This is a genomic window from Roseibium sp. FZY0029, assembly GCF_036350355.1.
Lineage (GTDB): Bacteria > Pseudomonadota > Alphaproteobacteria > Rhizobiales > Stappiaceae > Roseibium.
In genome coordinates, this window is the sequence record NZ_JAZDVZ010000015.1 from 38,311 (window position 1) to 51,987 (window position 13,677).

General features: G+C 57.4%; 10 protein-coding genes. 3 read left to right on the forward strand and 7 right to left on the reverse strand.

Annotated features, from left to right (window positions below; genetic code table 11):
• Positions 1-166: 166 nt before the first annotated feature.
• The 5 genes from V1T76_RS28230 to V1T76_RS28250 all read right to left on the reverse strand — a co-directional run bounded on the left by V1T76_RS28230 (position 167) and on the right by V1T76_RS28250 (position 7,282).
• Positions 167-1,507: an HlyD family type I secretion periplasmic adaptor subunit gene (locus V1T76_RS28230; protein ID WP_330564002.1), complete on the reverse strand. Its 1,341-nt coding sequence runs from the start codon at positions 1,505-1,507 to the stop codon at positions 167-169.
• A 43-nt stretch (positions 1,508-1,550) separates the two neighbouring features.
• On the reverse strand, positions 1,551-3,497 hold the full coding sequence (locus V1T76_RS28235) for a type I secretion system permease/ATPase (protein ID WP_330564003.1): 1,947 nt from the start codon (positions 3,495-3,497) through the stop codon (positions 1,551-1,553).
• A gap of 12 nt (positions 3,498-3,509) precedes the next feature.
• Positions 3,510-5,477 (reverse strand): hypothetical protein, encoded by a 1,968-nt coding sequence (locus V1T76_RS28240; RefSeq protein WP_330564004.1) that lies wholly within the window; start codon positions 5,475-5,477, stop codon positions 3,510-3,512.
• Positions 5,478-5,688: 211 nt separating this feature from the next.
• Positions 5,689-6,441, reverse strand: coding sequence for a hypothetical protein (locus V1T76_RS28245; protein ID WP_330564005.1), 753 nt, complete (start codon positions 6,439-6,441; stop codon positions 5,689-5,691).
• 127 nt (positions 6,442-6,568) lie between these two features.
• Positions 6,569-7,282: a hypothetical protein gene (locus V1T76_RS28250; RefSeq protein ID WP_330564006.1), complete on the reverse strand. Its 714-nt coding sequence runs from the start codon at positions 7,280-7,282 to the stop codon at positions 6,569-6,571.
• A 730-nt stretch (positions 7,283-8,012) separates the two neighbouring features.
• Here V1T76_RS28250 and V1T76_RS28255 point away from each other — a divergent pair.
• On the forward strand, positions 8,013-8,732 hold the full coding sequence (locus V1T76_RS28255) for a helix-turn-helix transcriptional regulator (protein WP_330564007.1): 720 nt from the start codon (positions 8,013-8,015) through the stop codon (positions 8,730-8,732).
• A gap of 2 nt (positions 8,733-8,734) precedes the next feature.
• On the forward strand, positions 8,735-9,244 hold the full coding sequence (locus V1T76_RS28260; protein ID WP_330564008.1) for a hypothetical protein: 510 nt from the start codon (positions 8,735-8,737) through the stop codon (positions 9,242-9,244).
• A gap of 120 nt (positions 9,245-9,364) precedes the next feature.
• Here V1T76_RS28260 and V1T76_RS28265 read toward each other — a convergent pair whose 3' ends face one another.
• Together V1T76_RS28265 and V1T76_RS28270 are read right to left on the reverse strand one after the other, a co-directional pair.
• Entirely contained in the window at positions 9,365-10,858 is a 1,494-nt protein-coding gene (locus V1T76_RS28265) for an aldehyde dehydrogenase family protein (protein WP_330564009.1), read from the reverse strand.
• 2 nt (positions 10,859-10,860) lie between these two features.
• Complete coding sequence (locus V1T76_RS28270; protein WP_330564010.1) at positions 10,861-11,967, reverse strand: mandelate racemase/muconate lactonizing enzyme family protein; 1,107 nt, start codon at positions 11,965-11,967, stop codon at positions 10,861-10,863.
• A gap of 130 nt (positions 11,968-12,097) precedes the next feature.
• Here V1T76_RS28270 and pdxR point away from each other — a divergent pair, with 130 nt between their 5' ends.
• Complete coding sequence (pdxR, locus tag V1T76_RS28275) at positions 12,098-13,585, forward strand: MocR-like pyridoxine biosynthesis transcription factor PdxR (RefSeq protein WP_330564011.1); 1,488 nt, start codon at positions 12,098-12,100, stop codon at positions 13,583-13,585.
• The last annotated feature ends 92 nt before the right edge of the window (positions 13,586-13,677 follow it).

A 13,677-nucleotide genomic window follows, 5' to 3' on the forward strand; every position in this document is an offset into this window, starting at 1 on the left:
ACTCCGTTTACAAAAAAAGGACCGGTTCGCGTCAAACGAACCGGTCCAAGGCGGACATTGCCTGAAGACCACATCAGACAATCCGGATTGGAGAGCTCCTTTGAAACGGAGCCGCAGACCCTTTCCCAGAACCGCGCCCTTGCGGGAAAGGGCACGGTCCTGTCGCTCACTCCTCGCGGAAAGCGCGTGACATGCTGTCGACGATCGGTTTCGTCAGATATTGCATGAAGGTCCGCTCGGCGGTCTGGATCATGATCTCCGCAGGCATGCCCGGAGTCGGAACGAAGTTCAGCACCCGCGTAAGCTCGCCGGGTGCAATGTCTATGCGGGTCACATAGACCTCGCGCATCATGCCGGTGGTGTTGTCGGTGATCGCGTCTGCCGACACATATTGCACCTGACCCTGCAGCACCGGCGTGGTCCGCTGGTTCAGGGCAGACAGACGGATGGTGGCCTGCTGTCCGATATGCACGCTGTCGATGTCCGTGCGCGAAATCAGGGCCTCGATGATGAGGGGTGCGTCGGACGGCAGGATTTCGACAATCGTCTTGCCGCTTTCGATGACGCCGCCAGCCGTGTGGTAATGCATGCGCACGATAGTACCCGCAACCGGAGCCTGAATGACGGCCCGCTCCAGGACGTTGCGCGCCTTGCGGGACTGTTCGCGCGCCGCATCCAGTTCGGCCTCGATGGACTGGAGGTCGTCGAGCACTTTTTCATTATAGGCGGCCCGAGTCTGCTTGACCTGCTCCTGATGCTGCAGCACCTGGGCGTTGGCCTCCTGCATGGCCGAGGCCAAACGGCCGATCTGCCCTTCTGCTTCGGCAATCGCTCTTTCAAGGGCGTTCAGGGTCGGCTTCAGCAGAAGACCCTTTTCAAAGAGATGTTTCTTGCCCTTGTGCTCTTCCTTCAGGATCTCAAGCTGCTTGATCATGGAATCATGCTGTTCGCGATAACCGTCGTGGCGGTGCTGAAGGGATTCGATCGTGCTTTCCAGAATGCGGATATCGCTCGTCAGCTTGGTTCGGGACCCCAGGAAGCTGAGTTTCTGACCCGCGATGATGGTGGCAATATCCTTGTTGTTCTTCTGGTCGAGCAATGTTTTTGGAAACTCAACTTCGTCCAGCCACAGATATTCGGCGCGCAGACGTGCGTTGATCGCTTCAAGGCGGGCCAGCTTGAGCCCGAGTTGCCGTTCGTTGGCCGATGCGACGGTTTCATCGAGAAGAACGATCGGATCGCCCTGCTGGACGCGCTCGCCTTCCTGCACCAGGATCTCCTTCACGATCCCGCCTTCATAATGCTGAACCTGCTTGTTCTGTCCGGTTGCGACAAAGGTTCCACTTGAAATCACGGCGGCAGCCAGCGGCGCGGTAAAGGACCAGGCGGCAAAACCTCCGATGAAGACCACCAACAGGATGACCCCAATCAGCGTGTGCCAGAAGATGGACCGCGGCACGGCCGAATACCAGTCCATCGGTTCGTAATGTGTCAGAGCGTTGCTCATCTTTTCCCCCAAGGCTTGAGCCGTCCCATGCGGCTGCCGGCGCTTATCCTTGTTGCTGAACCGCCTTCTGCTTCTTCCGGTCGGCCAGGAGCTCAAGCACCTCGTTGCGTGCACCGAACATGCTGATGGAGCCGTCCGCCAGGACAAGGATCCGGTCGACGCACTTCAAGAGGGACGGCTTCTGGGTGATGGCGACGACGGTGATGCCCTCGGCCTTGGCATGCGCCATTGCCCGGGCAAGAGCCTCGTCGCCATTGGTGTCCAGATTTGAGTTGGGTTCGTCCAGAACGACGAACCGCGGATTGCCGAAGAAGGCCCGGGCGAGCGCGATGCGCTGCTTCTGGCCGCCGGACAGCGGCGCACCGTCCGCCGCAACGACGGTTTCATAGCCGTGGGCGAGCTCGGAAATCATGGTGTGCACATCGGCAAGGCAGGCCGCTTCATAGATCTGCTCGTCCGAGGCATCTTCCCGCATGCGGCCGATGTTCTGCTTGATCGTTCCGGGAAAGAGCTGAACATCCTGCGGCAGATAGCCGATGTTTTCACCGAGCTGCCGCTGGTTCCAGTTGCGTAGATCCATCAGATCCAGACGCACCGCGCCCGACGTCGGCAGAATCGACCCTACCAGCATCTTGCCGAGCGTTGTCTTGCCCGCGCCCGAGTTGCCGATGATTGCCAGGGAATCGCCTGCTTTGAGCGAAAAGGTGATGCTGTTGAGCACGACCCGCTTGGTGCCTTGGGGCACGTAAAGCAGACGCTCGACATCAAGCCGGCCCTGCGGTTTCGGCAGGACGAGGCGCTCGGAATTGAGCGGCGAGGACTTCAGCAGTGTCGAGATCCGGCCATAGGAATTGCGCGACAGCAGATACTGGTTCCAGCCTTCGATCGCCCCTTCGATGGGTGCCAGAGCCCGGCCACCGATAATGGAGGCCGCAATCACCATGCCACCGGTCAGTTCGCCCTGGATGGCGAGGAAAGATCCCCAGCCGAGCATTGCGACCTGCGTCAGCAGGCGGACGGCCTTGGTGATGGAGGCGGAGACGATGTTTCTGTCCTGCGCACTTACCTGCGCGCGCAGCGAAGCCGCCGTGTCACGCCCCCAGAGGTGGACAGCTTCCGGGATCATGGCCAGGGCATTGATGATCTGCGAGTTTCTGGACATGGCGTCTAGATGCAGATTTGCCTTGCTCTGGTTCTGGTTGGCATCGCTGAAATGGCGGGAGGTGATCTTCTGGTTGATCACCGCAATCACGAGCAGGATCACGCAGGTGCCACCGACGATCATGCCCAGATGCGGATGAATGAGGTAGATCGCCACAAGGAAAAGCGGTGCGAAAGGACCGTCCAGAAACGCCATCATGGTGCCGGACACCAGGAAGCCCCGCAATTGCTGCAGGTCATTCAAGATCTGGTATTCCTTGCCATTGCTGTTGAGCGAGGCGCGCGCGGCGGCCGCAAGGATGGGCGAACCCAGTTGCGATGCCAGCTCAACCGCCGTGCGCATCAGGATAAACCGGCGAATGGCATCGAAGGCTGCCTGCAACAGAACCGCCCCGATGATCACACTGGTCAGCATGACCAGAGTGTCGAGCGAGCGGCTGGTCAGAACCCGGTCGGAGATCTGGAACAGATAGACCGGGATCGACAGCACCAGCACATTGATGACGCAGGAAAACAAGAGCACGATGAGGAGATTGCGCCTGACGGCGGCAATGCCGTTATCAAGTGCCTTGGACAGGTCCGGAGGTGTCGTCCGGCGGTGAAAGTCGGGTTTTTCGCCCTTGGCCTTTCCCGCACCGGACCAGCCGGACTTGCGCTCGCCTGCCGGTTTTGCCTTTACGTCACCCGCTTTCAGGGTCGGCGCGCCTGCGGCTGCGTGTTTCGCACTCACCAGCCGTTCATCACCGGTTTTGGTATCCGGACCCAGAACTTGCGGTTCGCGGGCACGGTTCGCCTGCTGCCCATCGGCAACATCGTAAGAAATGGTCATGAGCTGCCTCCCCTAAGCAACCATTGTCGCCATCGGATCGACACAAACCTCGTCCGGCATCTGGTTCAGATTGACTGTTTCAATGTTGCTGTCGGTGTCGGTCAGCATGCCGTCCGCCAGAAAGACCACGGCCTCGGACGCCAGAAGCGCACCGCCCTGTTCGGGCTGCGAGACATCTGCGGTCAGGATTTCCGCCTGATAAAGTAAAGCTTCCGAATAGGTCTCGCCGCCGACTCGAACAACGGTGTCCACGCTGGCTTCCTGAATCACCGCGGCGTTGTACAGCAGGTTCGAATCGCCGTTGATGCTGGTGTCTTCGCTGCCGACATCCACCCCGAGTGTGGCAATGCTGTCGCTGTCGCCCAGGATATTGATCTGCTCGAGGTAATTGATGTCGTAGACGTCGCCGGAGACATAAAGCACGTTCAGCTGATTGAAGGGCGAGGCCGCCCCGCTGTATATCCCTGACAGGAAGTCGCCGCCAAGATCGTCTTCACCGGCGTTCGCCAGAAGGCTTGTGCTCAGTGGATCCAGATCGACAATGGTGCTGTTGAAATTGGAAACGATGTAAGCCTCGTTCCAGAGCAGATTGTCGATCTGCCCTTCCGGCCCCGACAAGGGCACGCTGTCAGTTCCCTCGGAAATGATCTGGTCGAAATTGACCAGAATGTTGGTCTGGCTGATGACATTGGCCGAATAATAATTTCCGCCGATCAGGATCAGATCGAAAAAGTTGCTCAATTCCGTCAGGTTGAGGCCATTCGTGACAACGTTGCCGCCGGACGAGATCATCGTGCCGGAATTGTCTTCCTGGTAAACGATGGTGTCATTATCGATCACGTAGTTTTTCTGGGTCAGCCAGTTCACGAAGGTCATGTCGCCTTCGTGGTAGGTAACGTCCCAGAAGGCATGGTTGCCGACGGGCGTGGCGTCCATCGGCAGGTCCGACCCGGCGGTGTTCATGATCGAGGCGATGTTGTAGCTGCCGGTCGTCGGATCCGACGCGAAGGCATCAAGTCCCGCCAGATGCGGCGACGCCAGAACATTGGTCTGACTGATGATGTCGAGATCGTAATAGTCGCCGGCAACGGCGATTGTCGCCGCCTTGCCCCAGACCTCCAGGACAACGGCCTGGTTGATCAGCGTATTGTTGCCTGCGTTGATTTGCAGCGACGTGGAGCTTGCAGATGTCTCCTCCAGCAAGGCGATTTGGCCTGAAGCATTCTGCGGGGCGTCGTCCAGCAGTTCCTCCGGCTCCCCGTCGCCGTCCTCGTCCGGCGTGCGGCCCTTCAACTGTTTGATGACCTCATCCAGACGGGCAGCTTCCTCGACGACCACACCGTTCTGATAAAGCTGGCTGGTCTCCTCGCCGGTTGCCAATACCTGCTGGCCGACGCCGGGAGCCGCTGTCTGCATGGCCCTGGCCGTTTCCGCCCAGGCGGCGACAGTTGCACCCAGGTCGCCTGCCGGATTGTCGCCTTCCGAAAAACCGAACCTGCCGGTAATTCCGGCGGCCTCCAACGCATCGAAGAAAGTTGTGAGCGAAGGCGCTTCGGAATTGAACCGATAATTGAGCCCGGTATTGGACAGATAGTCGTTGTCCTCGAGCATGTTTTCCGACCGGGACAGCACCGCAAAACTGTTGGGAAGCACCTGGTGATGGTAGGTTATGAAGATCGTGCCGCCTGTCAGTGCGATGGTATAGGGATTATAGGTCCCCTCATTCGGTGGCAGGGTCAGGTTTGCCCGCATGCCGATGCCGTCCCACTCGTGGAAATTCAGGGCGGCCGGGATGTCGTCGTAGGTGCGGTAGCCATCGAATTCGTAATGAATATCCGGGTTGAGATCGAGCAGACGGTAGTCCGGCCAGACCGTCAGGAGCGCCTCCATCGTGTCGGCCGCCTCGGCCTGTTCCGCGGCCAGCTGGGCGGCGCGAAATTCCAGATATTCGAGGCGGGCCCGGGCCTCCTCGAGCGACATCGAAAAGCTTCCTACAAAATGCGAAATCGCTTCACGCGTAAGGTCGTCATAAAAAAACATGTCAGCCCCCAAAACTGGGTGATGGGTCTTATTGGCAGTCAAACTCGCACGAATTAAAAACCGAGAAGCCGCATCCAGGAGGCGCGGAGCGAATGGCGCCGCGCCTCCTGCTGTCGTCAGGAATTGAAAATCAATTCGAGTGTGAAGGGCATCAGCTCAGGGAGCCGAGGTCTTCCCCGGTCACGAGGCTGTCCATGTTGCCGCCGACAATGGTCATGTCGACGGAGTTGTTCAGGATGTTCTCGCCCTGGACCAAGGTGTTGGTGAATGCCGACGTATCGTTGGAAGCGGATGCTTCTGCAGCATTGAGACCCTGAACCAGTGCATCGTCATCGGCGATAACACGGACGCTGCCGGAACCGAGGTCATCGATTTCCAGATTGCCTTCCAGGTCGAGGGACATTCCATGGAACCCGGCCTGACCGAACCAGTTGCCGGCATGGGCGCCAAAGGCGCTCATTTCAGCACTGAGGCTTTCCGTTCCGCTGGAACCGCCGGCGGATATGCCGTCATCGGTCGTGGAATCGCCACCCTTGGCTTTCAGCGTCTGGTTGAAGCCACCGCTGTTGACCGCCGTCGTGTTCTGAGCCGAGTCGTTGTCCTGGAGCTGGTTGGTGTTGTTGAGTACGACACCGGCATCGTTGCCACCACCATTGAGGGCCTCGTTCAGAATGTCCTCAACGCTGATGTCATCACCAGGAGAGTAGTCGATGCTGCCGTTGACGCTGACGAGCATTTCGTCAACTTCAGCGCAATCTTCCAGGTCGATGTCCACGACATCGTCGTCGTCATAGACAAAGCCTTCTTCGAAGTGCATGTCGACTTTGGCCATGTTGACGATCTTCGATTCATCGACCGCATCGAAATCAGAGTAATTGAATTGAGTTCCACGCTTACCAGACATGATTAAAGTCCTTGTTCAAGGCGGTGAGCCAGGCCTCTATAAGGCTGACGATCGCACCGCATTCTGACTTGGAGACGGGCGCAGCCGGGTTTTCGAAAACAGGAAACCGCCGCGCCTTGCGAACATCTTAGAGGTCGTCTTCACCAACGCTGTCGGTGTAGAGATCACCACCGACGATCGATGTATCGACCGAGTTGTTGAGGATGTTCGCGCCTTGCACCAGTTCGTTGACGAATGCCTCGGTTGAGTTGGCCGCATTGGCTGCTGCCATCACTTCACCAATCACCGTCGCGTCATCAAGGGCATCCACGGTCATTGAAGAACCGCCGAATGCCAGACCATCATCCGCTACGGCCGAGCCGCCGGTTGCGGTGAGGTTCTGCGCGAAAGAAGACTGGTTGGCGACGTAGGTATCCGTGGCCTGGTCATTGTCTTCCAGCATGTTGCTGTTGTTCAGGACGAAGCCGGTATCGTTTCCAGCGCCGTTCAAGGCGTCGTTCAGGACGTCTTCGACATTGATGTCGTCGCCCGGATCGAAGTTGATGTCGCCTTTTGCAATCAGCATGTCCCCGACACTGGCGTGATCGCTCAAATCCAGGTCAATGTTGTCGACGTCCGAAGGGCCGTTTTCGAAATCAACGTTGATGACGGGATTGAAATCACTGTCGACATACTTGAACACCTGATTGTTTACATCCTGGGTGTTGTCGTCGTCAGAGTATTCCCACTCATAACTCTTCGAGTTGTCGATATTTACCTCGTGATTGTATTCACGAGAGAAATCCGGACGATACGACTTATCGATGTTCAGCTCGTTTTTTTGCCAAACGTATTCGCTCATGGTTCTGTCCTCAGATCGGACAGCTCGGCAGATCGTCTTCTATCGATTTGCATAGAACTGTCATGGTTTAAAAGGAGCGTCTCCACTCCCAATCAAATGGAAAGTGGTAAAACGAACCACATCAGCCTACTCAATAGAGATAGGCTGCTCCATTTACTCGTCGGCCACAAGTCAACTTCGGGAAATCCATTCCAAAAACATGGAATATACCGAAGTCAGGTGACTTTCTGACCGAATAAAACAATGACAGAACAATCCACACTCAATAAGCCGGAAATCTTAGCTAAATATTAACCTTACCATTTCCGCTGGGGTCTAGCGGGATAGATAAATCATGCGAGACGGAAAAGTCTCTATTTTTCAATTATTTAAATCAATTCGAAAGCCGCGACTAAATCGAATTATTAATATAACCTAGGGTAAGCTTGATATATACAAGCCCCGGGTGAGGAGAAATTCAGATCGGGGAAACATTGCACAAATCACTGTTAATACTGCGCTTTGGGCGGCATGTTGATTTTAAACTTGCCTCGCATGGCTCGTGTCTATCCCTGATCTGAATAAATAAAGTAAGAACTTTTATTATTTTCAAATCTGAAGGCGAAAGCCGACGGCAGAATAAGCCGGCTCATTATTTAAAAAACACAATTCTCCCAGACCCTGCTTCTGGCAAATGCAAGTGAAAGAGGGACCAGTTTAAATTATAGCTTAGTATGTAGGGATGACTGTAATGGCTACCACAAATTACGAAAAAAAGGGTTCTATCTATTATGTTGGTGCGTCCGAAAAGTTTCCGAAGGAACTGGAAGGCGTAATTGAACGAGAAATAGACGATGGACGTTTTGTCCGCATCAGTCAGAAAATCGATCTTTACCGCTCCGAACGCCGGGGAGAATTTTCCAAACGCCTTTTCCTGATCGACGAAGGTTTCAGCGCCGAACGCAGGGAGTCGGTGGCGTGTCTGCGGAAAAACTTTCCGGAGGCAAACCTTTGCATGTTGATCAACGACGATCTTTCCTTTCCCGCGATCATCAGCGACTATTTCCAGGAAGGTCTGATCAAGAGCGTCTTGCCCATGAACCTGCGGATCGACCTGTGGCTTGGTGCCATCCGCCTCATGCTGAACGGCGGTCACTACCTGCCGGCCGATGCGATCAAATACATGGGGTTCGAACGGCCTGCCGGTGCCGCTCCCGCCTTGCAATTGCGCCAGCCACGCGGGCGAACCAGGACCCAGTTCAGCAAACTGACCAAGCGGGAAACCGAAGTTCTGTACCTTATTTCAGAGGGCTACCAGAACAAGAATATTGCCAGCAAGCTGTCCTTGTCGGAACACACCATCAAGCTTCATATTCATCACATCATTTCAAAGCTCGGCGTTTCCAACCGAACGGAAGCCGCGGCGATTTTCATTCAGACGGAAAAACATTCCCCCAGTCTTGAGGCCTGAAGATGAGTGCCGCCGAAATGTCACCAGTGGCGGATGAGTTCCAGACGTTTCTGACCCTCATGGGCCGCCTGAACTACACATGGACCAACACGGAAAGCCTGCTGATCCACATGATCGCCGGGCTTGCCGGCGTCACCAAGGAAGTTGCGACGGTCATCTTCCTGACCCTCAACACCTCGCGCGCCAGGATTGATCTGGTCGAGCGGTTGGCCAAGCTGGACGACCAGAAGCCGGATCTGCGAGAAAGCGTGCTGAACCTGACGCGGGACATGCACAAGATATTGAAATTAAAAAATAAATATAATCACTGCATTTATTCGTTCGACAACGAAGGCCGCAATGCCTCCACCATCTTGATGCGCATCAGCGACCAGAAACACAAGATTGAATACGGCAAGTCCAGCCCGATCAACGCCCGTGAAATCACGCTGGTCAGGGAGACGATCCAGAAGACCCATGCGCTGAACAAGTCTTTGTGGGAGTTTTTCAAGCTGCGCAAGTTTCCAGTCTGAACCTGCTGCCGCACCCGTTTCCTGAAGAAAAAGAGGCCGGATCGGCGAACCGAACCGGCCTTTCAGGGGAGGTAACAGGATGTTTGAGCCGGTTCGGATCAATCTGATCCGGACCTTTGTCTAACCGATCCTGGCGGCAATGCTCTTGGTCTTGCAGTAGCTCTTCAGCCCCTCCAGACCTTTCTCGCGCCCGAAACCGGACTTCTTGTTGCCGCCGAACGGCACCTCTATGCCACCGGCAAAATACTCGTTGATGTAGATCTGCCCGGCGTCGATCTTGCGGGCGAGCTGGTGGGCTTTTGCGAAATTCGAAGTGTAGACGCCGGCGACCAGTCCGTACTGGCAGTCATTGGCCAACGCCAGTGCATGATCTGCGTCATCAGCCACTTGCACTGTCAGAACAGGCCCGAAGATTTCTTCCTGCGCCAGCTCGTCATTCGCGGCAACGCTGTCGACGATTGTGGGCTGATAGAACCAGCCCTTGCCGCTTTCCGGATCGGCTGCAATGGCACCGCCCGTCACGACATCGGCTCCCCGCGCCCTGGCTCGATCGACAAAACCGGCAACCTTCGCAAGATGCTCCGCCGAATTGACCGGGCCGACATCCGGGTTGCCGAGACCATGCCCGAGCTTCAGGGCCTTGGTGCGTTTGACCAGCTCTGCAACAAAATCCAAGTGGATGCTTTTCTCGATCACAAGGCGGGATCCAGCCGAGCAGATCTGGCCGGCATTCTCGTAAATCGCGCCGAGCACACCGGACAGCGCCTGTTCGCGGTCGCAATCGCCGAGCACCACCACCGGCGATTTGCCGCCGAGTTCCAGCACCACCCGGGTGATTTCGTCCGCAGCCGCCTTCATCACCGCCTTGCCCGTCTGCACCGATCCGGTGAAGGTGATGTGATCGACGTCTGCATGGGCTGTCAGCGGAGCCCCGGTTTCAGCACCAGTGCCGGTCACGACATTGCAAACCCCGTTCGGCAATCCGGCATCGTGCAGGATCTTCGCCAGAAGCAGCGCCGTAAACGGTGTCTGTTCGGCAGGCTTGGCCACGACGGTGCAGCCTGCTGCCAGCGCGGGAGCAAACCCGCGTGCGGCCGTTGAGATCGGAAAGTTCCACGGAATGATCTGGGCGGTCACGCCAACCGGCTCGTGAACCGTGTACCCGACATAGTTCGGGCCGAGCGGAAAACTGTCTCCCTGCAGCTTGTCGCAGGCACCTGCGTAATATTCAAACGCCCGGGCCGCGCCGCGCACATCGCCCTCAGCTTCCTGAAGCGCCTTGCCGCTGTCCAGCGTTTCGGCAACGGCCAGAAAATCGAGATTTTCCAGGATCAGGCGGGAGGCTTTCAGCAAAATGCGGGATCGTTCCACCGGCGCCATGTCGCGCCAGACCGTCTCGAAGGCAATCCTTGACGATTGGACCGCCTGATCGACATCCTCGGCAGTTCCGGCGGTAAAGCGGGCGAAGGCCTCACCTCGGCCCGGATCGAAACTATCCATCGTGCGGTTATGAGACGGCTGGGTGAAGCGGCCGTCGATGAAATGACCGAGCGGCAACGCCTTCAGCGTGCCCGTTGCCTGGTATTCGGCGATGAGTTCACTTGCTGCGGGCATCGTTAGCCTTCCAGGGAGCTGATCTTGTAGGTGGATTTGGCCAGCCATTCCGGGTTGATCTCGACACCCCAGCCCGGCGCATCGGTTACCGTTGCATGGCCTTCTGAAATCTCGAACGGAGAGGAGGTGAACAGGCCATACTGCCACGGATAATAGTCTGCTTCCTCGATGGAAAATTCGAGATACTTGCCTGCATTCGGGATCGCCCGCAGCAGATGCATGGTGAACAGCGTCACCAGCGACAGGTTGGCAGCATGCGGCGTGCAGGGGATGCCTGCTTCATGCGCCATCTGCGCCACCTTCATGGTGCGGACCATGCCGCCGAGATAACAGACGTCCGGCTGAATGATATCGACGACCCGGTCATCGATCATGCGCTGCCAGTCCACCAGCGAGCAGTCCTGTTCGCCGCCTGTCACGTCGATGTCCAGCGCATCCGTCACCTGCTTGGTCTGGTCGTAATGCCAATAGGGGCAGGGCTCCTCGTAGTGGGAAATGCCGTTGGCTTCCAGGAACCGGCCGATCTCGATGGCTTTTGCCGGTGAATAGCATGAGTTTGCGTCGACCAGCAGCGCCGTATCGTCATCAAAGGCCTTGCGCATGGTCGGCACGATTTCTTCCGTCCGCCCCGGCCATTCGTCCTGGTCTCGGCCGCATTCCGCGCCGATCCGGAACTTGAAGGCATCAAAACCAAAAAGGTCCTGCTGTTTCTTCAGCCGCTCTGCTTCGTCCTTCGGCGTGATGTCGCGTTTCATGGACGACCCGTAGGCCCGCACCTTGCCCGGCGTTCCGCCCAGCAGTTCACAGACCGGTTTTCCTTCCATCTTGCCGCGCAGGTCAAACAGCGCGGTGTCCAGACCGCACATCGCCCGGCGCAGATAGGACCCGGGAAACTTGTGTTCCCGCTCCGGAATGATGTCCATCAGATGCTCGATGCCGAAAGCATCTTCGCCCAGCGCGTAAGGCGCCACCTGACGATGGACGACTTCGGCTGTGATATCCGCGTAGTAGGGCGCAACCTGCCCCCATCCGGTCGCGCCGTTTTCGGCGGTCGCGCGGACAAAGCAGACAAACTCGTTTGTAAATGTTTCTATTGATTGTATTTTCATTGTCTTATCAGGTCCTCGAACGGACGGTCCCGATGGATAAGTGTTGGCTCAAGTCCCGACCCTTATCCAAAATTGGACTTGATAGAAGGTCCGTTTTGCGCAATCTCTCATACCAATTTGGGAGAATGCGATGAAACGCCATGCCGGCGCTGTGCTCTCGTCGATCAAGATCGACAAGACAGCCGAAAAGAAAATTTCGATCCAGCTCTACATGGCCCTGCGCGACCTGCTGCTGACAGGCGCCTTGACCCCGGGCGACCGGATGCCGGCAACACGCACTCTGGCGCAGGAGATCGGCGTTTCCCGAACGACGGTGATCGATGCCATCGACCGCCTGATTGCAGAAGGCCTGCTGGAGGCACGGGTCGGTGCCGGAACCTTCGTCAGCGAGGCTCTGAACGCAAGGCTTGCGCCGAAGCCGTCGCCGGAGGCCAGCGACATCACCCCTGTCGTGCCGCGCCTGTCCCACGCCACCCGGCATGCGATACCGGACTTCACCCTGCGCTCGCGTCTGCCGCACAAATCGCAGGCCTTTGTTACCGCCCTGCCGGCGCTCGACGCCTTTCCGATGGCGCAATGGGCGAAGCTCTCCGCACGGCATTGGCGCAAGGACCGCGACCACATTGCCGGCTATGGCGAACCCTTCGGCTATATGCCGCTGCGCCGGGCCATTGCCCGCCAGCTCAATGCGTCCCGCGGCATCAAGTGCGATCCGGAACAGATTTTCATCACCAATGGCGCCCAGCGCGCCTTTTCCCTGGTCGGCGGCATGCTGGTCAATCCGGGTGAACCGATCTGGTTCGAAAACCCGGGCGCCATCGGCGCGCGCAACGCTTTCGTCGCCATTGGTGCGAGGCCAATTCCGGTTGCCGTTGATGAGGAAGGGCTCTGTGTCGAGGACGGGCTTGCCAAGGCACCCTATTTCCGGCTCGCCTTCGTCACCCCGTCCCACCAGCAGCCGCTGGGGCACGTCATGAGCCTTTCCCGGCGCCTGGCGCTTCTGAAGGCCGCCAATGAAGCCGACGCCATGATCGTCGAGGACGACTATGACGGCGAGTTCTACTTCGGCGACCAGCCGCCGCCGACCCTCAAGAGCATCGATACCCATGGCCGGGTGATTTATATCGGCACGTTCTCGAAATCCCTGTTTCCGGCCCTCAGGCTCGGCTTCGTGCTGGTGCCGGAAGGTCTGGTGGAAAGTTTTGAACGTGTCTGCCTGACCTGGCTTGCAGGTGTGCCGACCGTCACACAGGCGATTGTTGCCGAATTCATGGATGAGGGCATGTTCGCAACGCATATCCGCACCATGCGCCAGCTCTACAAACACCGCCACGACACCCTGATGGCAGAGGCTGAGAGCCTTGCAGGAGAGATCGACCTTCAGCCGACCAGCAGCGGCTTTCATGCGGTTGGCCTCGTGTCGGACAGATATGACGACGACAGGATCGTGAGTGAAGCGGCGAAACACGGCATCACCACCGCACCGCTCTCCCGTTACGCCCTTGGACAGATACCGCAGCGCGGCATCGTGCTCGGCTTTGGCAGCTCCGGGCAGGACGACATCCGCAAAGGCATGAAGGTTCTCAGGAAAATCCTGCCGGATTGCTGCGCCAGCTAAAGTACCTCCCTTGCCAATTGGACTGCTAAATTATCTGCAATGGATATATTTGGCAGGCCAATTCCAACCTAGGCTTTTTCCTGGTTAGTACG

What these genes read in the sequence shown, in the direction of transcription:
- V1T76_RS28230 (WP_330564002.1), bottom strand. Translation starts at nt 1,507, where the DNA reads ATGAGCAACGCTCTGACACATTACGAACCGATGGACTGGTATTCGGCC.
- V1T76_RS28235 (WP_330564003.1), bottom strand. Translation starts at nt 3,497, where the DNA reads ATGACCATTTCTTACGATGTTGCCGATGGGCAGCAGGCGAACCGTGCC.
- V1T76_RS28240 (WP_330564004.1), bottom strand. Translation starts at nt 5,477, where the DNA reads ATGTCGCTCGAGGAGGCCCGGGCCCGCCTCGAATATCTGGAATTTCGC.
- V1T76_RS28245 (WP_330564005.1), bottom strand. Translation starts at nt 6,441, where the DNA reads ATGTCTGGTAAGCGTGGAACTCAATTCAATTACTCTGATTTCGATGCG.
- V1T76_RS28250 (WP_330564006.1), bottom strand. Translation starts at nt 7,282, where the DNA reads ATGAGCGAATACGTTTGGCAAAAAAACGAGCTGAACATCGATAAGTCG.
- V1T76_RS28255 (WP_330564007.1), top strand. Translation starts at nt 8,013, where the DNA reads ATGGCTACCACAAATTACGAAAAAAAGGGTTCTATCTATTATGTTGGT.
- V1T76_RS28260 (WP_330564008.1), top strand. Translation starts at nt 8,735, where the DNA reads ATGAGTGCCGCCGAAATGTCACCAGTGGCGGATGAGTTCCAGACGTTT.
- V1T76_RS28265 (WP_330564009.1), bottom strand. Translation starts at nt 10,858, where the DNA reads ATGCCCGCAGCAAGTGAACTCATCGCCGAATACCAGGCAACGGGCACG.
- V1T76_RS28270 (WP_330564010.1), bottom strand. Translation starts at nt 11,967, where the DNA reads ATGAAAATACAATCAATAGAAACATTTACAAACGAGTTTGTCTGCTTT.
- pdxR (WP_330564011.1), top strand. Translation starts at nt 12,098, where the DNA reads ATGAAACGCCATGCCGGCGCTGTGCTCTCGTCGATCAAGATCGACAAG.